Origin of the sequence: Terracoccus sp. 273MFTsu3.1, from assembly GCF_000383675.1 — a bacterium.
In the GTDB taxonomy this organism is placed as follows: domain Bacteria; phylum Actinomycetota; class Actinomycetes; order Actinomycetales; family Dermatophilaceae; genus Terrabacter.
This window is the reverse complement of the sequence record NZ_KB911820.1, coordinates 446,248-467,406: the sequence shown is the minus strand read 5'-3', so window position 1 is coordinate 467,406 and position 21,159 is coordinate 446,248. Positions and strand designations below refer to the sequence as shown.

21 protein-coding genes are annotated in these 21,159 nt (G+C 73.2%); 10 read left to right on the top strand and 11 right to left on the bottom strand.

Going from position 1 to position 21,159, the window contains the following annotated elements; all coding sequences use genetic code 11:
* Nucleotides 1-11: 11 nt before the first annotated feature.
* The 3 genes from H283_RS0102140 to H283_RS0102125 form a co-directional block, all read right to left on the bottom strand.
* Nucleotides 12-1,043, bottom strand: a complete 1,032-nt coding sequence (locus H283_RS0102140; RefSeq protein ID WP_020141864.1) for a LacI family DNA-binding transcriptional regulator — start codon at nt 1,041-1,043, stop codon at nt 12-14.
* A 314-nt stretch (nt 1,044-1,357) separates the two neighbouring features.
* The gene (locus H283_RS0102130; protein ID WP_020141862.1) at nt 1,358-1,888 is read right to left on the bottom strand and encodes a hypothetical protein; all 531 of its coding nucleotides are present in this window, start codon (nt 1,886-1,888) and stop codon (nt 1,358-1,360) included.
* Nucleotides 1,885-2,223 (bottom strand): VOC family protein, encoded by a 339-nt coding sequence (locus tag H283_RS0102125; RefSeq protein WP_020141861.1) that lies wholly within the window; start codon nt 2,221-2,223, stop codon nt 1,885-1,887. Before H283_RS0102125 ends, H283_RS0102130 begins: the two co-directional genes overlap by 4 nt.
* 118 nt (nt 2,224-2,341) lie before the next feature.
* On the opposite strand from H283_RS0102125, the gene H283_RS0102120 reads away from it, so the two are divergent.
* From H283_RS0102120 to H283_RS0102100, 5 genes are all read left to right on the top strand, one after another.
* Nucleotides 2,342-3,262, top strand: a complete 921-nt coding sequence (locus H283_RS0102120) for a sigma-70 family RNA polymerase sigma factor (RefSeq protein WP_020141860.1) — start codon at nt 2,342-2,344, stop codon at nt 3,260-3,262.
* A 54-nt stretch (nt 3,263-3,316) separates the two neighbouring features.
* Nucleotides 3,317-4,315, top strand: coding sequence for a patatin-like phospholipase family protein (locus tag H283_RS0102115; protein WP_020141859.1), 999 nt, complete (start codon nt 3,317-3,319; stop codon nt 4,313-4,315).
* A gap of 132 nt (nt 4,316-4,447) precedes the next feature.
* Nucleotides 4,448-5,470, top strand: a complete 1,023-nt coding sequence (locus H283_RS0102110) for a DNA polymerase IV (RefSeq protein WP_020141858.1) — start codon at nt 4,448-4,450, stop codon at nt 5,468-5,470.
* Nucleotides 5,471-5,503: 33 nt separating this feature from the next.
* Entirely contained in the window at nt 5,504-6,301 is a 798-nt protein-coding gene (locus H283_RS0102105) for an arylamine N-acetyltransferase (RefSeq protein WP_020141857.1), read from the top strand.
* Between the two features lie 57 nt (nt 6,302-6,358).
* Nucleotides 6,359-7,957: an MFS transporter gene (locus tag H283_RS0102100; protein WP_028785267.1), complete on the top strand. Its 1,599-nt coding sequence runs from the start codon at nt 6,359-6,361 to the stop codon at nt 7,955-7,957.
* A gap of 16 nt (nt 7,958-7,973) precedes the next feature.
* Here the strand turns inward: H283_RS0102100 and H283_RS0102095 are convergent, their stop codons facing one another.
* On the bottom strand, nt 7,974-8,381 hold the full coding sequence (locus tag H283_RS0102095) for a VOC family protein (protein ID WP_020141855.1): 408 nt from the start codon (nt 8,379-8,381) through the stop codon (nt 7,974-7,976).
* Nucleotides 8,382-8,412: 31 nt separating this feature from the next.
* Nucleotides 8,413-9,834 carry a triacylglycerol lipase gene (locus tag H283_RS0102090; RefSeq protein WP_020141854.1) on the bottom strand — a complete coding sequence of 474 codons (1,422 nt, stop codon included), beginning with the start codon at nt 9,832-9,834 and terminating at the stop codon, nt 8,413-8,415.
* A 158-nt stretch (nt 9,835-9,992) separates the two neighbouring features.
* Between H283_RS0102090 and H283_RS0102085 the strand changes: the two genes are divergently transcribed.
* Entirely contained in the window at nt 9,993-10,625 is a 633-nt protein-coding gene (locus H283_RS0102085) for a hemerythrin domain-containing protein (RefSeq protein WP_020141853.1), read from the top strand.
* On the opposite strand, the gene H283_RS0102080 is transcribed toward H283_RS0102085, so the two are convergent.
* From H283_RS0102080 to H283_RS0102070, 3 genes are read right to left on the bottom strand one after another with little or no spacing between them, the layout of a single operon-like run.
* Nucleotides 10,626-11,870, bottom strand: a complete 1,245-nt coding sequence (locus tag H283_RS0102080; protein WP_020141852.1) for a benzoate/H(+) symporter BenE family transporter — start codon at nt 11,868-11,870, stop codon at nt 10,626-10,628.
* Between the two features lie 7 nt (nt 11,871-11,877).
* Nucleotides 11,878-12,678, bottom strand: a complete 801-nt coding sequence (locus tag H283_RS23760; RefSeq protein WP_020141851.1) for an inositol monophosphatase — start codon at nt 12,676-12,678, stop codon at nt 11,878-11,880.
* Between the two features lie 29 nt (nt 12,679-12,707).
* A complete protein-coding gene (locus tag H283_RS0102070) occupies nt 12,708-14,282 on the bottom strand; it encodes a hypothetical protein (RefSeq protein WP_020141850.1) in 1,575 nt (524 codons plus the stop codon).
* Nucleotides 14,283-14,737: 455 nt separating this feature from the next.
* On the opposite strand from H283_RS0102070, the gene H283_RS0102065 reads away from it, so the two are divergent.
* The 4 genes from H283_RS0102065 to H283_RS0102050 all read left to right on the top strand — a co-directional run bounded on the left by H283_RS0102065 (nt 14,738) and on the right by H283_RS0102050 (nt 18,278).
* A complete protein-coding gene (locus H283_RS0102065) occupies nt 14,738-15,910 on the top strand; it encodes a GNAT family N-acetyltransferase (RefSeq protein ID WP_020141849.1) in 1,173 nt (390 codons plus the stop codon).
* Between the two features lie 102 nt (nt 15,911-16,012).
* Nucleotides 16,013-16,567 carry an SRPBCC domain-containing protein gene (locus H283_RS23755; protein WP_051103514.1) on the top strand — a complete coding sequence of 185 codons (555 nt, stop codon included), beginning with the start codon at nt 16,013-16,015 and terminating at the stop codon, nt 16,565-16,567.
* The gene (locus H283_RS23750; protein ID WP_020141848.1) at nt 16,564-17,595 is read left to right on the top strand and encodes an NAD-dependent epimerase/dehydratase family protein; all 1,032 of its coding nucleotides are present in this window, start codon (nt 16,564-16,566) and stop codon (nt 17,593-17,595) included. The genes H283_RS23755 and H283_RS23750 overlap by 4 nt, the downstream gene beginning before the upstream one ends.
* Before the next feature lie 317 nt (nt 17,596-17,912).
* Nucleotides 17,913-18,278 carry an antitoxin gene (locus H283_RS0102050; protein ID WP_020141847.1) on the top strand — a complete coding sequence of 122 codons (366 nt, stop codon included), beginning with the start codon at nt 17,913-17,915 and terminating at the stop codon, nt 18,276-18,278.
* An 82-nt stretch (nt 18,279-18,360) separates the two neighbouring features.
* On the opposite strand, the gene H283_RS26415 is transcribed toward H283_RS0102050, so the two are convergent.
* Genes H283_RS26415 through H283_RS23740 form a run of 3 tightly spaced genes read right to left on the bottom strand, consistent with a single transcriptional unit; the run spans nt 18,361 to nt 21,123 of the window.
* The gene (locus tag H283_RS26415) at nt 18,361-19,236 is read right to left on the bottom strand and encodes a DUF4097 family beta strand repeat-containing protein (protein ID WP_020141846.1); all 876 of its coding nucleotides are present in this window, start codon (nt 19,234-19,236) and stop codon (nt 18,361-18,363) included.
* A gap of 10 nt (nt 19,237-19,246) precedes the next feature.
* A complete protein-coding gene (locus H283_RS0102040; protein ID WP_020141845.1) occupies nt 19,247-19,888 on the bottom strand; it encodes a response regulator transcription factor in 642 nt (213 codons plus the stop codon).
* Nucleotides 19,876-21,123, bottom strand: coding sequence for a sensor histidine kinase (locus H283_RS23740; protein WP_020141844.1), 1,248 nt, complete (start codon nt 21,121-21,123; stop codon nt 19,876-19,878). The genes H283_RS0102040 and H283_RS23740 overlap by 13 nt, the downstream gene beginning before the upstream one ends.
* Nucleotides 21,124-21,159: the final 36 nt, after the last annotated feature.

The following is a 21,159-nucleotide window of genomic DNA, read 5'->3' as shown; positions in this document are numbered from 1 at the left end:
GCGCGCGGCGGTCAGCGGGTGGGGCAGCCGCACGACCCGCGGACGACGACTTCCGTCGGCAGGATCTGCGGCTCGAGCTGCGGCAGCCCGCCGGAGACGCGCTGGTGGAGGCGCTCGGCGGCGATGACGCCGAGCTCGTGGACGGGCTGGCGCACGGTGGTGAGGCCGGGGCGCACGTAGCGCGAGGTCATGACGTCGTCCCAGCCGACGACGGCGATGTCGCCGGGGACGTCGCGGCCGGCGTCCTGGAGGTGGCTCATGATCGCGAGGGCGAGCTCGTCGTTGGCGCAGACGAGGGCGTCGGCCTCGATCTCGCCGGCGAGGATGCGCTCGGCGACGGCCGCGCCCTCCCCCTCGCGGAACGGGACGCGGACCGGGGCAGCGGGCTCCAGGCCGCGCGCCCGGTGGGCGGCGACGAAGCCGGCGTGGCGCTCCGCGATGTCGGGCGCGCCCTCGGGGTCACCGACGAAGACGAGTCGAGTGCGGCCGTGGGCGAGCACGTGCTCGGTGAGCTGCTCGGCGCTGTGGGCGTTCTCGGCGCGGACGCTCTCGATGCCCTCCTGCGGCGTGCCCGCGATGATGACGACGGGCTTCTGGCCGTGGAGGGCCCGGGCGACGGCGGGCGGCATGGCGGCCGAGCCGAGCACGGCGATGGCGTCGACCCGGGTGGCGAGCTGGCGCACGGCACGGGCGAGATCGGCCTTGCCGTCGGTGAGCATCAGGGTGACGCTCTGGCCGAGCTCGGCGGCCCGGGACTCGAAGCCCATGAGCAGCTCGGAGTAGTAGGGACCGGTGAGCTCGGGCAGCACGAGACCGTGCGCCTCGTGGTGGCGGACGGCGAGGCTGCGGGCGGCACCGAGCGGCACGTAGTTGAGCTGGTCGACGGCGTCGAGGACCTTCTGGGCCGTCGTCGTCGACACGGTGCCGGCGCCCTGGAGGACGCGGGAGACGGTGGCGATGGAGACGCCGGCGCGCTCGGCGACGGAGTAGATGGTGGCGCCCGCCGAGGCGGTGCCGTCCGGGTTCTTGCGTGCTGTCGCCATGGGTCCCACCTCTCGCGTCTCGTCGTTGAGTGATGTGTCGCGACCAAGCCCCTGACCGGGTCTCCCCGGCCCTGTAAGCGCTTACATCTGCACCTCCATAGTGCACAGGTCGGCGCGGGGGCGCAAGACCCGCCCCTCGCTGCGGGCAGCCGTGAGGGGCCGGGCGGGTGTCGGTGACATCCCTCCCGGCCCCTCGTCACGCGGCGTCACCGACGCCGATCGCGTATGCCGTCACGCCCCCTCGGAGCCGCCGCCCCGTCGACCTGTGGTGGGCGTGGGATCGACTGTGACACAGTCGAACTCGTCAGGCTCGGTCAGTCGTCGGACGTGATCCAGCGGCCATCGAGCATCACGTCGCGGTCACGCAGCTCGTTCTCCTCGCGCCAGGCTTGGATGCGACTCGGGACGACCCGGAAGAAGACGTACGAACCCGAGGTCTCCCGAGGGTCGAAACCTGTCCGCTGGGCGAAACGATCGGCCTCGGCGGGCTCGAGCGCGGCGGTCGGGACCACCTCGACGGAGCCGTCGACCATGACGACGTCACGCGTCGCACCGAGCCCGATCCGCACTCCTGCGCCGGACGCCAGACCGCGTCCCGCGACGCTGCGCTCACCGGTCGAGAGCAGCATCGCGCGCCCGTCCCAGTCGAACGACAGGGGCACGAGGTGAGGCGCACCGGTCGCGGGGTCGGTCGTCGCGACCCAGCAGTCGATCTCCCGGTCCAGCAGCTCCCGGGTGTCCCGGACCCGTTCCGCCGTGGGGCGCGGAGGAGGAGGGGACGGGGGCACGTCGGCGGCCGGACGGCATACGCCCTCGGTGCTGTCGGTGACGTCGTCGGCGGTCATCCCTGCATCACGCCGATCATGTTGCCATCGGCATCGGACAGCACCGCCACGGTGCGGCCGCCACCGACCGCGGTCGGCTGCTGGCTGACGGTCGCGCCGGCCGCGGTGAGTGCCGCGACCGTCGCCTCGAGGTCGTCGACCGACCAGTAGGGCGTCGCACCGGTCAGGCCCTTGCGGTGCCCGTTCGGGTCGAGGGCGATCTCCTGGCCGTCGACGGAGTAGCCGACGTAGTAGGACTCGTCGGTGTGCGGCTCGGTGCCGAGGAGGGTCGTGAAGACCTGCTTCGCGGCGGAGAGGTCGGTGACGGGGTAGATGAGGGTGTTCACGGCGGACATCGTGGTCTCCTGTGGGTGATCGGGTGGGTGATCCGGTGGGTTGTCGAGCGGTGGTGTCACATCGGGTGGCGCCGGCTCGTCAGTGCTATGACGGATCACGACCGGAGGATGTGACGAGATGGACGACGGGACCCGCGAGCAGTGGCTCGCCCGAGAGTTCGAGCAGCAGCGGCCGCGGCTGCGCGCCGTGGCCTACCGCGTGCTCGGCTCGGGCGCGGACGCCGACGACGCCGTGCAGGAGGCGTGGCTGCGCCTCAGCCGCAGCGACACGACCGAGGTCACCAACCTCGCGGGCTGGCTCACGACCGTCGTCGGGCGGATCAGCCTCGACATGCTGCGGTCGCGCAGCTCGCGCCGCGAGGACAGCTGGGACGCCGGCCTCGCCGAGCTCGTCGCGGGTGGCGACGCGCGCACCGCGCCGACCCAGCCGACGCGCCCCGCCCCCGACCCGGCGAGCGAGGTCGAGCTCGCCGACAGCATCGGCCTGGCCCTGCTCGTCGTCCTCGACACGCTCGCCCCGGCCGAGCGGCTCGCCTTCGTGCTCCACGACCTCTTCGGCATGCCGTTCGAGCAGATCGCCGACATCCTCGACCGCTCCCCCGCCGCGACCCGGCAGCTCGCGAGCCGCGCCCGCCGCCGGGTGCGCGCGGCCGACGCGGACGAGTCCGCCCCGGCCCGGACCCGGCAGCGCGAGGTCGTCACCGCCTTCCTGGCCGCCGCACGGGGCGGCGACTTCTCCGCCCTGCTCGAGATGCTCGACCCGGACGTCGTGCTGAGCGCCGACGAGGCAGCGGTCGCGATGGGCTCTCCCGACGTGCTCCGCGGACCCGAGGCCGTGGCGCAGCGGTTCAACGGCGGCGCCAGGTCGGCACGGCTCGCGGCCTTCGACGGCGGCATCGGCGCAGTGTGGACGCTGCGGGGCGAGGCGATGGTGGCCTTCCGCTTCACGGTGGACGACCGCGACCTCGTCACCGGCATCGAGATGGTCGCCGACCGCGAGCGCCTCGACGCGATGGAGATCTGGTTCCTGACGTCCTGACCGGCGCGCGAGCCGTCCGGGACGCGGACTATCGTCGAGGACGTGGCTGAGGGGATGCGTGCAGCGGTCGTGCTCGGGTCGGGCGGGGCGCGCGGCTACGCCCACGTCGGCGCGCTCGAGGTGCTCGCCGAGCGTGGCTTCGAGATCGTGTCGATCGCGGGCACGTCGATGGGCGCGCTCGTCGGCGGAGTGGCGGCCGCGGGCAAGCTCGACGCGTACACCGAGTGGGCCCGGAGCCTGACCCAGCGTGAGGTGTGGCGGCTGCTCGACCTCAGCATCACCTCGCCCAACGGCGCGATCCGGGCCGAGCGGATCATCGCGAAGGTCGGGGAGATCCTCGACGGAGCGACGATCGAGAGCCTGCCGATCCCGTACACCGCCGTCGCGACCGACATCAACGCGCGCCGAGAGGTGTGGTTCCAGCGCGGGCCGGTCGAGCACGCGATCCGCGCGTCGATCGCCATCCCCGGCGTCATCACCCCCGCCGTCATCAACGGCCGGGTCCTCGTCGACGGAGGACTCATCAACCCCATCCCCATCGAGCCGACCGCCGCGTCCTCGGCGGACCTGACGATCGCCATCTCGCTGTCGGGCATGCGGGCCACCGGAGGGGCGACGACCCCGGTCAAGGAGTCGTCGGAGCCCGTGTCGCGCGAGGAGTGGACGACCCGGCTGCGGCGCAGCGCCGCCGAGGTGCTCGAGTCCGAGCGGATCCGCGCCATCACGAGCCGCTTCGGCGGGCACTCCCGCGACCACGACCACCTCCCCCACGACCAGCCGATCCCTCCCGAGGCCGTGGCCGACCTGCCCCAGACGCCGAGCGAGGCCCTCGTCGTACGGTCGGCCGACGTCGGGCTCGTCGACCTGCTCAACATGTCGTTCGAGACGATGAGCGCCCTCATCTCGCGCTACCGGATGGCGAGCAACCCGCCCGACGTGCTCGTCACCGTGCCGTCGAACGCCGTCCGGACCCTCGACTTCCACCGGGCGGCGGAGATGATCGAGCTCGGCCGCCAGCTGACGACCGAGGCCCTCGACCACGCCGGCTACTGAGCGCCCGGGCATGATCCGGCGGATCGTGTCGCGGATGATGCGGCAGTCGGTGGGGTGATCACCCCACCCGGCGCAGCACCACCACGCGCGCCATCCGTCGGGCCTGTCGGTGGCCGGGCGGAGACTGGGCCGGTGGTGATCCTGCACGCCGACGCCGACGCGTTCTTCGCCTCCGTCGAGCAACGCGACGACCCGGCGCTCCGCGGGCGGCCGATGGTCGTAGCGCACGAGGTCGTCGCGTGCCCGTCCTACGAGGCACGTGCACTCGGCATCCACGCCGGTATGCCGCTGCGCCAGGTCCAGCGCCGCTGGCCTCAGGTGCTCGTCACCGGCTACCGCGCGGAGGCCTACGAGGAGGCGTCCGTCCGGTTGTTCGAGGTGTTCCGCCGCTTCACGCCCCTCGTCGAGCCGGGATCGGTCGAGGAGGCCTTCCTCGACGTCACCGGACGTGACCGCGGCGATCCGCGCGGGATGGCGGTGGCCCTGCGCGCGGCCGCCCGCGCCGAGGTCGGGCTCCCGGTCTCGGTCGGCGTCGGGCGCACCAAGCTCATGGCCAAGCTCGCGAGCCGGCGTGCCAAGCCCGACGGCCTCGTCGTCGTCGACGCCGAGCTCGAGGCGCGGGTCCGGCCTCGTCTGCGCCTCGACGAGCTCTGGGGCGTCGGTCCCACGACGTACGAGAAGCTCCACGCCGCAGGGCTGTTCGTCGTCGCCGACCTCCACGGTCTCGATGAGGACGACCTCAAGCGCCTCGTCACCACCGCGATGGCCCGGCGCCTCGTCTCCATCGCACGCGGCACCGACGACGCGACGATCCGCCTCCCCGGACCGCGCAGGTCGGTCAGCGCGAGCCGGTCGCTGCCCGCGACGCGGACCCGGTCCAAGGTCGTGGCGGTCCTCGACGGCTGCGTCGAGCGTGCCGTCGCGCGCGTGCTCTCGCTCGACGGACCGCCGCGTCTCCCCCGCCGCCTCGAGGTCCTCGTCCGCTACGACGACGGCACCCAGGTGCTCGAGCGCGGCCCGCTCGACGTCCCGTCGCTCGACCCGGCCGTCCTCCGGTCCGCCGCGGGAGACCTGCTCGAACGCACGGCCTACGAGTGGGACGGCCGAGGCGTGACGATGGTCGGCGTGACGCTGCCACTTCCGGCGCCCGCTTGACCTCGAGGTGGCTCGAGGTCGCAGGATGACGGGGTGACCTCACTGACGACGACCGACACGCTGACGGCCACCGAGGCGACGGCATACCTTCGGCGCATCGGCGCGGCCGCTCCCGAGTCCCCCACCCCGACGGCGCTCGCGTCACTGCACCGGGCACACCTGCTGGCGGTGCCGTTCGAGAACCTCGACATCTCGCTCGGCCGTCCGATCCGACTCGACCGCGCGTCGCTGCTGGCCAAGGTCGTCGGTGCCCGGCGCGGCGGCTACTGCTACGAGCTCAACGGCCTCTTCGCCCTGCTGCTGCGCAGCCTCGGGTATGCCGTCGACCTCGTCTCCGCGCGCGTGACCACGGCGGCCGGTGGGCTCACCGACGACTGCGACCACGTCGCGCTCGTCGTGTCGGGCGGCCGGCTCGAGGAGCCCGTGCTCGCGGACGTCGGGTTCGGCGAGGGGTTCATCGAGCCGCTGCCGTTGCGCGACAGCGTCGAGCGACGCGAACGCGGCCACCTCGTGGGACTCGTGCGGCGCGACGACACATGGGTCTCGCGCGAGCGCCGCGACGGCGAGGACTGGCGCGACCGGTTCGGCTTCTCGACGGTGCCCCACCCGCTCTCCGACTTCGCGGCGCGCAACGAGTGGCAGCAGACCTCGCCCGACAGCCACTTCACGCGGTCACGGCTCGCGTCGCTGCTGACCCCGACGGGACGGGTCACCCTGAGCGGGGACCGGCTCATCACGACGACACAGGGCCGACGCGAGGAGACGGCTCTCGCCGACGAGGACGCCGTGCGCGCAGCCCTCGTCGCCCACTTCGGCATCGTCCTCGACTGACTGACGCCGTCCTTCGACGTCGGTAGACTTCGGCCATTCGGTGGCCGAGAGGGTGACATGACGCAGAACCCCGCCCAAGGTTCGGACCCCGAGGTGCCGGGGAGCCGCCGCCTGATGCTCCTGCTGGCCATGGCGATGTTCGTCCTCGTGGTCGACACCTCCTTGATGAACGTGTCGATCTCGGCCGTCATCACCGACCTCGACACGACGGCCAGCGGGGTCCAGTCGGCCATCGCGCTCGAGGCGCTCGTCTCCGCCGCCTTCATCCTCATCAACAGCAAGGTCGGCGACCTCGTCGGGCGCAAGCGCGCCTACGTCCTGGGTCTGCTCGGATACGCCATCGGTGCGCTCGCGATGACCCTCGCCCAGAGCCTCACGGCGATCATCATCTTCTGGGCGATCATCGGAGGCCTGGGAGCATCGCTGCTCCTTCCGGCGATGCAGTCACTGATCCACGGCAACTTCTCCGGGGCGGCCCAGAAGCAGGCCTACGCGCTCGTCGGCGCCTCGGCAGCCATCGCCGCCGCGATCGGCCCGCTGCTCGGCGGGTTCGTCACGACGTACCTGTCGTGGCGCGTCGGGTTCGCTCTCGAGGTCCTCATCATCGTCGTCGTCCTGAGCCAGATCCGGCTGGTCCGGGACGTGGAGTACACCGGTTCGCGCGAGATCGACGTGGTCGGCGCGATCCTGTCCGCCCTCGGCATGGGCGGGGTGGTGCTCGGCATCCTCGTCTGGCAGGAGGGCGGTCGGTACGTCGGCCTGCTCCTCGTCGTCGGGGCGACGGCGCTCGTGCTCCTGGCCCGGTGGCTCCGCCGGCGCAAGCGTGCCGGACAGGTCACCCTGCTCGACCCGGACCTGTTCCGACACCCGAACTTCACGGCCGGCGTCTCGGGCCAGCTGCTCCAGCAGGTCACCCTCGGCGGCGCCATGATCGCCCTCCCGCTCTACTTCCAGATGACGCTGGAGTACAACGCCCTCCAGTCCGGCCTGTCGCTGGCCCCGCTGTCGCTGACGATGTTCGCAGCGGCCCTGGTGGCCGGACGCAGGGCCGGTGACCGGCGACCGGCGTCGATCATCCGCACCGGCTTCGTCCTCACGAGTCTGGGTGTCGCCGTCATCCTCCCGCTCGTGCCTCGCGCCGACAGCGCGTGGTACTTCGTCGTCCCGCTCGCGATCACCGGTTGCGGCCTCGGCCTCCTCGTGTCGCAGCTGAACAACTACACCCTCGCCCCCGTGGAGGAGGAGCGCGTCAGCGAGGCTGCCGGCGTCAACTCCGCCGCCGGGTCCTTCGGCCTCTCGTTCGGTCTCGCCATGGCGGGCGGTCTCATGCTCGCCGCGCTCTCGGTCGGCTTCACCCAGCTGGCGCAGAGCAGCCCGGTCATCCCGGCCGCGCAGCAGCAGCAGATCGCCCAGGCTCTCGAGCACGACGCCGAGATCATGAGCAACAGCCAGCTGGAGCAGCAGATCTCCGGCCAGCCCGCCGAGGTGGAGGCCGAGGTGCTGGCCATCAACGACGAGGCCCGCAACCGCTCTCTCCAGATCGCGCTGCTCGTCCCGCTCATCGCGGGCCTGCTGGGTCTCGCCAACTCGTTCCGCATGCTGCGGCTGCCCGACCAGAAGCCGTCGACCTCGCTCGACGGGCTCGGCCTCGGCTGACGGCCGCGGGCCGGCCTCAGCCCCAGGCGTCAGGGGTCGGGCGGCAGAGGCAGAACGGGTGGCCGGCAGGGTCGGCGTAGACGCGGAAGCCGCGCTCAGGACCCGCCTCAGGTGGCTCGACGGGGTCGAGGGCCGTGCCGCCGAGGGCGAGCACCCGCTCGTGGGCCGCGGCGATGTCGACGACGACGAAGTCGAGGTGCGCCTGCTGCTGGCCGCGGGGCCAGTCGGGCGACTCGTGCCCCGGTGCCAGCTGGGTCGCGATGCGCGGGCCGTCCCACAGCACGTTGAACCAGTCGCCGTCGGGGTCGGCCTCCACGCGGCCACCGAGCAGGTCGGCGTAGAACTGCGCCACTCCCGCCGCGTCCGCGCAGTCGAGCGCGACGCAGTCCCAGCCGATCGTCGATCCAGTGGTCTCTGAGGTCATCCCCTCACCCAACCACCCGTCGCCGACACCGTCAGCCGGTGGACCTCGGCCAGACGAGCGTCGTCGAGGTGACAGGTCGCACGGTCGAGGTGGGTCCCGAGCCGCTGACGCTCACGGTGTGCGTGCCGGGCGGGAGGTCGTCGAAGGTCGCGACGCCGTGGCCCCTGCGCAGGGTCGGCTCGACGCTCGCGAGCACCGTGCCCTGCTCGCTCGTGACGGTGACGGTCACGGCCTTGCGCGGCGGGTCGACGCCCGGGTCGTCCGCCTCGAGGTCGAAGGCCACCTTGAGGGCCTGCCCCTGGGTCACGAGGTCGGGCACGACGGCGCGCACGTTCGTGTCGGTGATCTCGCGCCGACGGACCGGCTTGGCACTGAGGATCTCCTGCACCTGGTCGAGGACGAGCTGGTTGCACTGGAGGTTGGTGTGCTGGTCCGGCACGCGCACGGCCAGGTTCGTGTCGAGCGCCTCGCCGAGACCGACGGCCCCGGTCAGCGGCACCGTGCCGTCACCGAAGTCGTTGTCGGTGCCGAAGTCCTGGTAGGCCGTGGCCGTGCCACCCGAGAGCTGGACCGTCGTCGCGGTGGGCTGCCGGATACCGACGATCATGTGCGCGGACGTCCGGCTCTCCGGCCGGGCCGACTCGGCGGCCTGGAGGTCGGTGTGGAAGGCCATCGCGTCGGCGACCATCGCGGTGCTGACGTTGGGCACCGACACCTCGGTCGTCTTCGCGTAGCCCCCGGCGTTGCCGATGCACGCGAACTCCGGCAGCAGCTGGAAGAGCGAGGGCATGCTGCGCGAGAAGTCCGTGAGGTCGACCGACAGCGGGCCGATGCCCTTCTTGACGCCGTTGACGAGCTGCGTCAGCGCGTCGGTCGCACCGCGCCAGGGGGTGCCGAGGGTGATGAGCTTGCGCGTCACCTCGGCGCCGCCGCACTTCTCGATGTACCAGCGGGCGACGAGGCCACCCATGGAGTGGCAGACGAAGACGACCTTCGCGTCGGCATACGCCCCGCCCTGCGCCCGCAGCCGCTCGAGCGCCGGCTCGACGACGGTCTTGAGTCGCGCGCCGTTGTAGCGGTTGGAGAGGCGCCAGTCGTACGCGTACGTGATGAGCGTGGCCGGCTTGCCGCCGGTGCCCCGCTGGTACCCCTGCTTCTCGAGGGCGCTGACGAGCACGTCGTAGCCGCGGATCGGCGTCCAGATGCCCGGCAGGACGTGGACGTCGGGCATGAGCGCGACGGGTTCGACGCCGTCGCCCGGGTGATCGTCGCCGATCCCCTCCGGCAGGACCTTCTTGAGGATCGACTGGCCGCCGGTCAGCAGCTTCCAGACGGCCCCGGCGCTCGGGGCCCAGATGAGGTTCTCGCTCGCCGGAGAGCCGTCCTCCCCCCGGACCCCGAGCGTGCTGCCCGTGATCCCCGGAAGCACCACGACCAGGTCGTTGCTCGTCATGCGGACCCACCACCCATCCCTGCGCCGGTGAACTCTCCCGACCAACGGTGGCACCAGCGGGCGCCGGTGATACGCGAAACGGCCAAGCCCACGACGGCATCGGGTATGGATGCGGCACAGTGGATCCGGAACCCGCCGGACGACAGAGAGGCCCTCCCGTGGACATCACCGACGTCATCCTCCGCCAGCACGACGAGCAGCGACGGATGTTCGCCATGCTCGAGGAGTGGCCGCGCGACGACCACGAGGGCCTCGCCGCCGTCTGGAAGCGGCTCGAGATCCTCCTCGAGACGCACGCCGAGGCCGAGGAGCTCTACTTCTACCCGGAGCTCTTGCGCATCGGCACGGGCGGCGCCGACGCCGAGTCCGTCGACGAGGAGGTCGAGGACGCCGTCAAGGACCACAACGACATCCGCAAGTCCGTGCGCAAGGTCGGGCGCTGCCGCACCGGGTCCGACGCGTGGTGGACGGCCGTCGTCGACGCCAACGTCCACAACAGCGACCACATGGGCGAGGAGGAGCGCCAGGACCTCGCCGACTTCCGCCAGCGCGCGAGTCTCGAGCTGCGTCACGAGATCGCGGTCCAGTTCCTGCGCTACGAGGCGGTCCGCTGGGCCGAGGGGATCACCCCGAAGGACAAGGACCCCGAGCGCTACGTCGCCGCGAAGAAGACGACCAAGGCGTCGGCCACGGCGAAGAAGGCCGCCCGCGACGCGAAGCGGGCCGCCAAGACGGCTCCTGCCCGCGCGGCCCGCTCCAAGAAGGCCTCCGCGGGCGCCTCCGAGGAGTGACTAGCCGGTGAGCCGGTCCCGGCGGCGACGTTCGAGTCGCAGGGCGACGAGGACGAGCACGCCGGCGACCAGCCCCCAGAAGGCGGCGCCGACCCCGGCGACGGTGATGCCCGACGCGGCCACGACGAGGGTGACGGCACCGGCCTCGCGGCTCGAGACGTCGGTCAGCGCGGCCGCTGCCGCGTTCGCGAAGGTGCCGAGCAGGGCGAGGCCCGCGATGGTCTCGATGAGGCCGGCGGGCGCCGAACGCGCTGCTGCCGTGACGATCCCGGCGAGCGGGCCGAAGGCGAGGTACGTGACGCCGCACGCGACACCCGCGACCCAGCGCCGGCTGCGGTCCGGGTGCGCCTCGGGCCCGGCGGCCAGCGCCGCGGAGATCGCGGCGAGGTTGATCGCGTGCGCGCCGCCGATGGCTCCCAGCGCGCTCGCACCACCGGTGTAGAGCAGCGGACCGCGGATGCCGGGCCGGTAGCCGAACGACGCGAGCACCGCCATGCCGGGGATGTTCTGGCTCGTCATGGTGACGATGAAGAGCGGGACCGCCACGGCGAGAAGGGTGGTCGCGTCCCAGGTCGGTGCGACGAGGACGACGGACGGCGCGGCCGACCCGAGGTCGAGCCGCCCGAAGACCCCCTGCACCGCCATGACGACGAGCGCCGCGACGAGCGCACCGATGACGGCCCACCGCCGCGCGACCGCGACGAGCACGAGCCAGGTCACCATGACCGGCGCGATGGCGGCCGGCGTCGCGACGACCGCCCGGAACGGGGCGACGCAGAGCGTCAGCAGCACCCCCGCGAGCATCGCGCTCGCGAGCGGCCCGGGGATCGCCTCGACGAGCCGCTCGAGCGGTCGCACGAGACCACACAACGCCAGCAACAGTCCACAGACGACGAAAGCGCCCACCGCAGAGGCGAACCCACCTGCCGGCACCGCCGCTGCAGCGAGCAGCGCCGCGCCCGGCGTCGACCACGCCATGGTGATCGGCATCCGCAGCCGCCACGAGAAGAGCACGCAGCCGAGGCCCATCGTCACGCAGAGGACGAGCAGGCCCGAGGCCGCCTCCTCCGGACCGGCGCCGACGGCCCGCAGGCCGGTCAGCACGACGGCGAACGAGCTCGTGAAGCCGACGAGCCCGCAGACGACCCCGGCCAGCCCCGCGTGTGCCGTCGAACCGGTCGGGACGGCCGAGCCGGACGGGACGGCCGAGCCGGACGAGCCGGACTGGCGGTGGTGCGACGTCACCGGCGGATCAGGGCAGGTGGCCGCTCGCGGCGAGCGCACGGCATACGTGGTCGTATGCCGTGGGGCTGCCGGCGGCGACGAGCCCCGGGGGCGCGATGTCGCGGGGTGAGTACGTGACGCCCGCGGTGGTGCCGAGCAGGCCGCCGGCCTCGGAGAGCAGGAGCGAGCCGGGCACGTGGTCCCACGGCGCGGCCTTGGCGTAGACGATGTAGTCGGCCGCGCCCTCGACGAGCTGGGGGTAGTCGATGCCGCACGACACCCACGTCAGGGTCATCGGCTCGAGGCCGTCGAGCGACTGGCCGATCCAGGCGCGACGGGAGGTGCGGCCCCGCAGGGCGCCCTCCGGCCGCTCCGGGACCGTCAACCGACGAGACCCCTCGGCGTCGTGGCGCCACGTGCCGGCCCCGCGCTCGGCGACGAAGCCGAGCTCGTGCTGCGGCTGCCAGATCCAGGCCCGCACGGCCTCGCCGGCGACCGTCTCGGCGACCATGACTGCATGGTCCTTGGAGCCGTGGACGAAGTTCTTCGTGCCGTCGACGGGGTCGACGGTGAACGCGTGGTCGGCGGCGGCATACCGTCCCATGAGCGCGGGGTCGCCCGCGAAGGTCTCCTCGCCGAGCACGACGGCGTCGGGGTAGGCGGCGACGAGGGCGGCCGTGATGAGCACCTCGGCCTCCCGGTCGGCGTCGGTGACGAGGTCGCCGGGTCGCTTCTCGTGGATCTCCCCGGCGGCGAGCGCCCGGAACCGCGGGTTGATGACCTCCTCGGCCACGTCCTTGAGCAGGCTCAGCACCTCGTCGGTCTCCACGCCCCCAACCTAGCGAGCAGCGGCCGGCCTCAGCGGAGCGGTCTCAGGTGCTCGGGGACGTCGAGCCACCAGACGAGGGTGGCGCGGGCCTGCTCGGCCATCGCGAGCGGGTCGGACCCCGGCTCGGGCAGGGCGTCCACGAGGGCCGCGACGAGGTCATGACGACCCCGCATGCCGAGGGCGTAGACGAGACCGCGGAGCAGCTGGACCTCGGGCTCGGTCCGGCCGGTGGCGATGATCTCGGCGATCCGGCGGGCGACGGCCTCCTCGCGCTCGTCGCGACGCCGGCCCCGCGGCTCCACCGTGTTGCCGACGACGTAGCCCGCCTCCTTGGCGACGTCCGGCGCTGAGGCCGGGGACAGCGCGACCCGCTCGAAGAGGTCGAGGTCCTCGACCTGGGCCATCCACGTCAGCACGGTCATGCTCTCGTGCGCCGCCACGGTGTCCTGGCGCGCGAGCGCGTCGGCGAACGCCGCGGCGTGGACCCGGCCGATGATCCGGCTCTGCGGCGACAGCATGAGGATGCCGAGGGCGTAGGAGCGGTCCTCCTCGTTCGTCTCGCCCAGCGCCGTCTGCAGCAGGTCGCCGAGGATCGGCTCGTGGGCGGTCGCGTGCCCCTCGGCCGCCTCCAGCTCGCCCCGGATGCGCAGGTGGGCCTCGCGGATCGCCTGGGCGGTGATGGCTCGACCGTGACGGATGATCGAGGCCGCGGCACGACGGTCCTCGGCCGTGAGCACCGTCGCGACGCGGTGGCCGTCGGGCCCCAGCGTGCGCACGAGGTTGGCGGCGCCGCGGTGCACGAGATACGGGTGCGAGGGGTCGCGCAGGTGCTCGACCGCGAGCCGGACCGCCTCGAGCCGCGTCTCGGGGTCGAGACCGGTGCCGCGCACGAGCGTCGTCAGCACGCTGAGGCAGGCCCGCAGCGAGCTGGCGTTGGTGGGCTCCCGCAGCTGGCCCACGAGGACGGCGTAGCCGCGCGGGGCCTCCATGAAGCGGAGCAGGCTCAGGGTGTCGACGTAGAACTGCGCGTCGGGGCGGGCCACGACCTCGGCCGCCAGCGCGGCGACGACGCCGGCGCTGCGCGGGTGCCCGGCCAGGCGGGCGAGGGCCTCGGCGCGCTGCACGTAGTCGAGGTCGAGCCCGAGGCTGACCTCCTGGAGGAGGCGCCGGATCAGCCCCTCCCAGTCGCCGGCCCGCACCATCGCGTGGGGCATCCGGCCCAGGTGGTCCGAGAGCCGGTCCCAGTCGCCGCCGCTCATCCGCTCGTCGGCGAGTGCCCGCTCGAGCAGGACCAGCGTGGCGTCGACGTCGGGCGGGGTCGGCGGAGGGAGCGTGGCGGCCGGACGCACGGGCTGGTGCGAGCGGGAGAAGAGGTCGACGGCAGCGAGGAGCTGGCCCTCGCGCAGGTCGAGCACCGTCTCGTAGCGACGCACGAGCGCCCGGGTCACCTCGACGCGGCCATTCTCCCAGCGCCCGACCTGGGCCCGGTGCACCGGCTCGGCCCGACCCGCCCCGTGTGCGAAGCCCGCCGCGCTGCGCAGGGCCGGGTCGGCGGCCTGCAGTCGGGCGTTGCGCAGCACCCACTGCACCTGCTCGTTCAGCACGGGGACGCCCAGACGTCGGGGCCTGTTGCGCGCAGCGCCCAGGTGCGCAACGACGACCCGTCACGGCGCTCGACCTTCGTATGGTGACGTCTGGCACCGGTGGGTCGGGGCGGGAGTCGAGGCCAGGGGGAGACTTCCGCCCCACCACCGGGCTGTCGTCGCACGAGCGCCGGGCGTCGCCCGCCCCTCTCGGCCCCTGTCTCCACGGCAACCCTTCCTCGCGTCGCGAGCCGGTCGGCTCCCACGCATCCTCCCCCGAGCTGCGACGTCCGGAGTGGCCCGCAACGCGTGTTTGCCCGGGTGGCCCATTGGGTACGGTAAGTCTCGGTACGCAGCCTGTGGAGGGGAAGCGGGCCTGAGGACCGGGAGCCAGCACGCTGGCTCCCGGTCCTCCTTCGTTCCGAAGGCGCGAATCGCGGGTGACGAGGGCGTGCACCGGCTGGCAGGCTGACGCCGTGACCGACGCCTCCCAGCCGCCCGCCGTGACCTCGCCCGTGACCCTGCTGACCGACGGCGTCGTGACGCTGCGCGCCCACTCCGTCGACGACGCCGACGCGATCGTCGAGCAGAGCAACGACCCCGAGAGCCTGCGGTGGACGACCGTCCCGCGGCCCTACGCCCGCGAGGACGCGCTCGGCTGGGTCGAGCGGAACCTCAGCGCGTGGGGTGAGCCCGGGGCGACACGGTCGTGGGCCATCGAGTGGACCGACGCGACGGGCACCTCCCGCTACGCCGGCACCATCGACCTGCGTCCCGGCGCGGCGCCGTCCGCGTGCGAGCTCGGATTCGGGTTGCACCCGGCCGCCCGTGGTCACGGCCTCATGTCGCGCGCCGTCCGGCTCGTCGTCGCGCACGCCTTCGCGACACCCGTCTGGGGCGCCCCGGTGACCCGCGTCCACTGGCGCGCCGTCGTCGGCAACTGGGGCTCGAGGCGGACCGCGTGGTCCACGGGGTTCACCTTCCACGGCACCATCCCGGGCAGCCACCCGGACCCCGAGGGCGGCACCGAGGCGCTCGACACGTGGACCGCCAGCATCACCCCGGGCGTCCCGCTCGAGCCGCAGACGCCGTGGTTCGCCGCGGTCCCGGTCGAGGGCGACCGCGTCCGGTTGCGGCCGTGGCGGGCCGAGGACGTCGACGCGATCGAGCCGCGTGACGACCCCGAGCACTGGATGCCGTCCCGGTCGATCCTGCGACCCGAGACCTTTCCGGCGTGGCTGCGCACCCGACAGGAGCGGATGTCCGAGGGCACGGCGGTCGACTGGTGCGTCGCCGACCTCGGCACCGACCGGGCCCTGGGCAGCGTCACCGTCTTCAGCCGTGGTGGGGCCATCACCGACACGGCCGAGCTCGGCTACCAGTTCTTCCCGAGCGCCCGCGGCCGTGGCGCCGCCAAGGAGGCGGCCCGGCTCGCCGTCGCCCACGCGCTGGCCCCGACGAGCGAGGGCGGGCTCGGCGTGCGCCGCCTCGTCGCAGAGACGGCCGCCGACAACGAGGCGAGCAACGGCGTGCTCCGGTCGGTCGGCTTCGTCGAGTTCGGTCGCGAGCACGCGGTCGACCGGACGGCGGGCGGGAGCTGGGGCGACGGCCTGCACTGGGAGCTGCTGCCGCCCGGCGCCACCGACTGACCCTCGACACGGCGCCCGTGTCCGAGGCCGTTCGGGTATGCCACGGGTGACGAAGCGCCGCCGGTCAGCCACCGGGCGGCGCGCCTGACGGAAGGACACGCGATGAGGCTGGGGCACGAGCAGGAGCTCGACGCGCCGCGGAACGTGGTCTGGACGAACTTCATGGACCTGCGCCGGATCGGCCGCTGCTTCCCGGGCGCCAAGGTCACCGAGGTCGACGGCGACGACTTCGTCGGAGAGATCACGGCCAAGCTCGGTCCGCTCTCGATGTACTTCGACGGCACCGGCTCGATGGTCGAACGCGACGAGAAGGCCGGACGTGCGCGTCTGACGGCCACCGGCCAGGAGCGTCACGGCCTCGGCAGGGCGACCATCGACATCACGCTGACCCTGCACCCCGTCACGGGCGACGACGACCGCACCCGCGCGCACCTCGTCACCGACCTCGTCTTCCTCGGCTTCCCGATGGACTTCGGCACCGGCCTCGTCCAGCGCGCCTCCGACCCGCTCATCGAGCGGTTCCTCACGTGCATGTCGGTGTCGGGGCCGGTCCCGGACGCCGAGGCGGACGACGACAGCCCGCTCGACCTCGTCCGCTCGGCGACCGACCTCTTCGGCTCCTTCCGGCGGGACCGTCGCGAGCGCAACCGGCGATGAGGGTCGCCGTCGTCGGCGCGAGCGGCTACGTCGGGTCCCGGCTCGTCCCCGAGCTGCTCGGCCGCGGCCACGAGGTCGTGGCCACCCACCACCGCAGCCCGGCGACGGCATACCCGTGGTCCGGCGACGTCGAGTGGCGGCGCGTCGACGTGCACGACGAGGACCGCGTCCTCGAGGCGCTCGAGGGCGTCGACGCCGTCTGCTACCTCGTGCACGGCCTCGACGCGGACGACTTCATGCAGCGTGACCGGCAGGCCGCCGACAACGTGGCGTATGCCGCGGGCGTCGTCGGCGCGAGCCGCCTCGTCTACTTCTCCGGGATCGTGCCCGACCTGCCCCACGACGAGCTCTCGGACCACCTGCTCTCGCGGCTCGAGGTCGAGGAGATCCTCGCGACGGCCGACTGCCCGGTGCTGACCCTGCGCGCGTCGATGGTCGTCGGGGCGGGGTCGACGAGCTTCGAGGTGATGCGCCAGATGTCGACCCGGCTCGGCGTCGTGCAGACCGTGCCGGCGTGGATGGGCAGCTCGGTCATCCAGCCCGTGGCGGTCGCGGACGCCGTGTGGTTCCTCGCCGAGGCGCTCGAGCGACCCGACGTCACGGGCCACCTCGACGTCGTCGGCCCCGACCGGCTCAGCTACGTCGCGCTCCTGCGGACGTATGCCGCCCGCGCCCGGCTGCTGCGCGTGCAGGTTCCCGTGTGGCTGGCCCCCGTCGAGACGGTCGCGCGCGTGGCCGGGGTCCTCGTCGACGTCCCGAACGGGACCGTCGAGTCGCTCATCCCGAGCCTCGGGCACGACATGGTCGGCGAGCGCGACGCCGCCGACGTGTTCGGCGAGCCGCCCGGCGGACGGCTCGGCGTCTCCGACGCGGTGACGCGGGCGCTCGCGACGACGCGGGCCGGCGACGGGGCCCCCGACGGGGCCGCGGTCGACGGCGACCCCCAGTCGCCGTCGGCCGGTGACCCGACGTGGTCCCGGCACCGGTCGGTCCTCGACTGGGCGTGGTCGACCGCGCGCGGGCGCTGACGGGCGGTTGCCCGACGCCCATCACGCCAATTCGGTTGTGGGCCAAGTGCTTCCGCCTGCCCCTCCAGTCTCTGCCGGTGGCGCGGGCGCCGCTGTTCCCCACGTCACAGATCGGCCCACGTGAGCGACGAGACATCGGTCGAGGGACGTTCCAGGACATGCACGACATGTGGTGCAGAAGGACCGGGGGGACGCCGAATCAGGGTCGATCGGGGTCGATTTCGGGGTCGACCCCGGTTGCGGGAAACGGGCGCCGGGTATGACTGTGGATGCAGTGAGCCGACGAGGGTCGGACCAGTGCGAGATGAGGAGACACCGTGTCATTCGGTGAGCAGCTGAAGAGCAAGGCGGACGAGGTCCACCTGCAGGAGAAGGCCAAGGACTTCGGCGACGCAGTCGTCGAGATGGCCAAGGCCGCGATGTCGGTTGCCGCGAGCTACGCGCACGACAACCGGGGCAAGGTCGACGGGGCCCTCGACAAGGCCGAGGCCAAGATCGACGAGAAGACCGGCGGCAAGCACGCCGACACCGTGACCAAGGTCCGTGCCTCGGTCGACAAGGGCATCGACAAGATCGTCGAGCATCACGACCAGGCGGCTCCTCCCACCCCGGCCGCGTCAGCCGTGCCCGACGACAAGCACAGCGCCTTCGACGAGGACACCCCCGCCGGCAACCCCACCTGAGCCGGCACCTCCCAGGGCCGTATGCCGCCGAAACCCCCTCGGCGGCATACGGCTTCGTCGTGCACGGGGTGCGTCGGCCGCGTCAGCGGTAGTCGACGGAGATGTCGCCGGACCCGGTCCGGATCCGCAGGGTCGACGTGCCGTCCGGATTGGTCGGGACGCTGACCTCCGTGTCGCCGGACCCCGTCACGGTGTCCACGGCGTAGACGGTGTCCTGCGGCAGGCGCACGGAGACCTCGCCCGAACCCGTCCTGACCGACACCGGCGAGGCTGCGGTCGCGAGCTCGACGTCGATGTCGCCGCTGCCCGCCTCCGCGGTGAGCTGCTCGGCCTTGAGGTTCGCCGTCTCGATGTCCCCGGAGCCTGTCTTGAGCGTGATCCCGCCGAGGGAGCCGGAGAGCGCGATGTCCCCGGACCCGGTGTCGACGGTGACGTCCGCCGCGTCCGGGACGGTGACGACGTAGTCCACCGAGCACCAGGCGACGAAGCCGTGGCACTCCGCGTCGACGGCGAGCGTCGACCCGGCCCACTCCTCTCGCGGGGTCGGCTCGCTCGATCCCGGCCCCCACGACACGTGGCGGTCCACCCGCACCGTGCCCGCCTCGCCGCCGCCACGGACCTCGATGTCGCCCGCCCCGCCCCTGATCGTCAGGGCGCCGAGGGGCCGCTCGTAGGTGTGGTGCTGGTCGGCGCTGCGCCAGAGACCCCCGGTGGCCGCGCCCCACGTCGTGACACCCGCGGCGCTCGCGAGCACGAGGGTCGCCCCGAGGCCGGCGACGAGCCACCACGGGCGTGCGGACGGCGCGGGTGGGCGCGGCGGGGCGGGCGACTCGGCCGGCTCGCTGGTCAGGGTAGGCCGCAGCCAGGAGTCGCCGTAGGGCTCGGACCCGGCCATCGAGTCGCCGTGGACGCGGTCGTCGGGGACCGAGGTCGGCCCGGTCGGTTCGTGCATGGACATGGTGGATCCCCTATTCCGAGAGGTACTGGAGCACGGCCAGGACGCGGCGGTGGTCCCCCGCCGTCGTCGGCATGTCGAGCTTGGTGAAGATGGCGTTGACGTGCTTGGCGATCGCGCTCTCGCTGACGTGCAGGGCGCGGGCGATGCCGGTGTTGGAGCGGCCCTCGGCCATGAGCGAGAGCGTCTCGCGCTCCCGGTCGGTGAGGCGCTGGAGGGGGCTCTTGTCGCGCCGCAGCAGCAGCTGGGCGACGACCTCCGGGTCGAGCGCCGTGCCCCCGTCCGCGACGCGGCGCAGCGAGTCGACGAAGTCGTCGACGTCGGCGACCCGGTCCTTGAGGAGGTAGCCGACGGCGGAGGTGGTGCTGGCGAGCAGGTCGGCGGCGTATCGCTCCTCGACGTACTGGCTGAGGATGAGCAGCGCGACCTCCGGCCACTGCGCGCGGATGACGAGCGCGGCGCGCAGTCCCTCGTCCGTGTGGCTCGGCGGCATCCGCACGTCGAGCAGGGCCAGGTCGGGCCGGTGCCGCTCCACGGCGACGAGGGCCGCCTCGGCGTCGCCCACGGCCTTGACGACCTCGATGCCGTTGGCGGTGAGCAGGCGGATCAGCCCGTCCCGCAGGAGGATCGAGTCCTCGGCGATCACGACCCGCACGGCATCTCCGCCCTGAGCACTGTGGGACCGCCGACCGGGCTGGTCACGGTGAGGGTGCCGTCGACGGACGCCACCCGGTTCGTCAGTCCGGTGAGTCCGGATCCGGCGCCCGTCGTGGCGCCGCCCTGGCCGTCGTCGCTGACCTCGACGACGAGCCGGTCGGCGTCCGAGGTGACCCGGACGGCGGCCCGGGTCGCGCGGGAGTGCTTCGCGACGTTGGTCAGCGCCTCCGACACGACGAAGTAGGCGACGGCCTCGAGGGTCCGCGGCGGACGCCGGGCGAGCAGCACGTGCAGGCTCGTCGGCACCGGCGCCCGGGCGACGATGCCCGACAGGGCCGCGTCGAGGCCGCGCTCGTCGAGCACCGCGGGGTGCAGGCCGCGGACGAAGCCCCGCAGCTCGGCGAGGGCCTGCTTCGCCTCGTCGTGCGCCTCCTCGATGGCCCGTCGCGTCTCGGGGGGCGCGTCGGTGGGCAGCGCCGAGCGGGCCATCCCGAGGTTGAGCGCGAGCGAGGTGAGCCGCTGCTGTGCGCCGTCGTGGAGGTCGCGCTCGATGCGGCGTCGCTCGGCGTCGGCCGCGTCGATGACCCCGGCACGCGTCTGCTCGAGCGCCGTGACCCGTGGCGAGAGCTGCTCGCCCCGCGTCTCGCCGAGCATCGGTCGCAGGATGGCGAGGTCGAGCGCGGCGAGCCAGCGGGCCACCCGCGGGGCGAGGACGAGCAGGCCGAAGCCGACGGCGGTCGACACCCAGATGCGGCCGATCCCCTGCAGGAGGCCGCCGGACAGGGCGAGCACCTCGGGGCTGATCCGGGACCAGAGCGGCGAGGTCACGAGGACGAGACCACCGCCCCAGCAGAACGCGACGACGGCGGCCGACGCAGCGAGCAGCGTGGGCCCGACGACCGCGTGGTACGCCAGCTGTCGCCACGTCGTCGCCCGACCCAGCCGGGCCACCCAGCCGCGCCATCCCGGTTCGACCGGAGCGGCGGGGGCGTCCACGACGACACCGAGCAGCGCCAGCGCCCGCGCCCGGTGCCATCGGCTCAGGCCCTCCGACACGAGCAGGAGCAGTCCGACGAACACGACACCGACGACGACGACGAGCAGTCCCGTCGCGAGGCTCGCGAGAGCCCACACGACGGGCGCCGCGAGCGCACCGACCACCCCGCCGAGCACGACGTATGCCGTGTGGCGTGGTGCGAGGCGCCGCTCGACGCGGGCGTGGATCGTGGTCACGCGACCACGGTAGGGGTCGGTGGGCGCACCGGACCA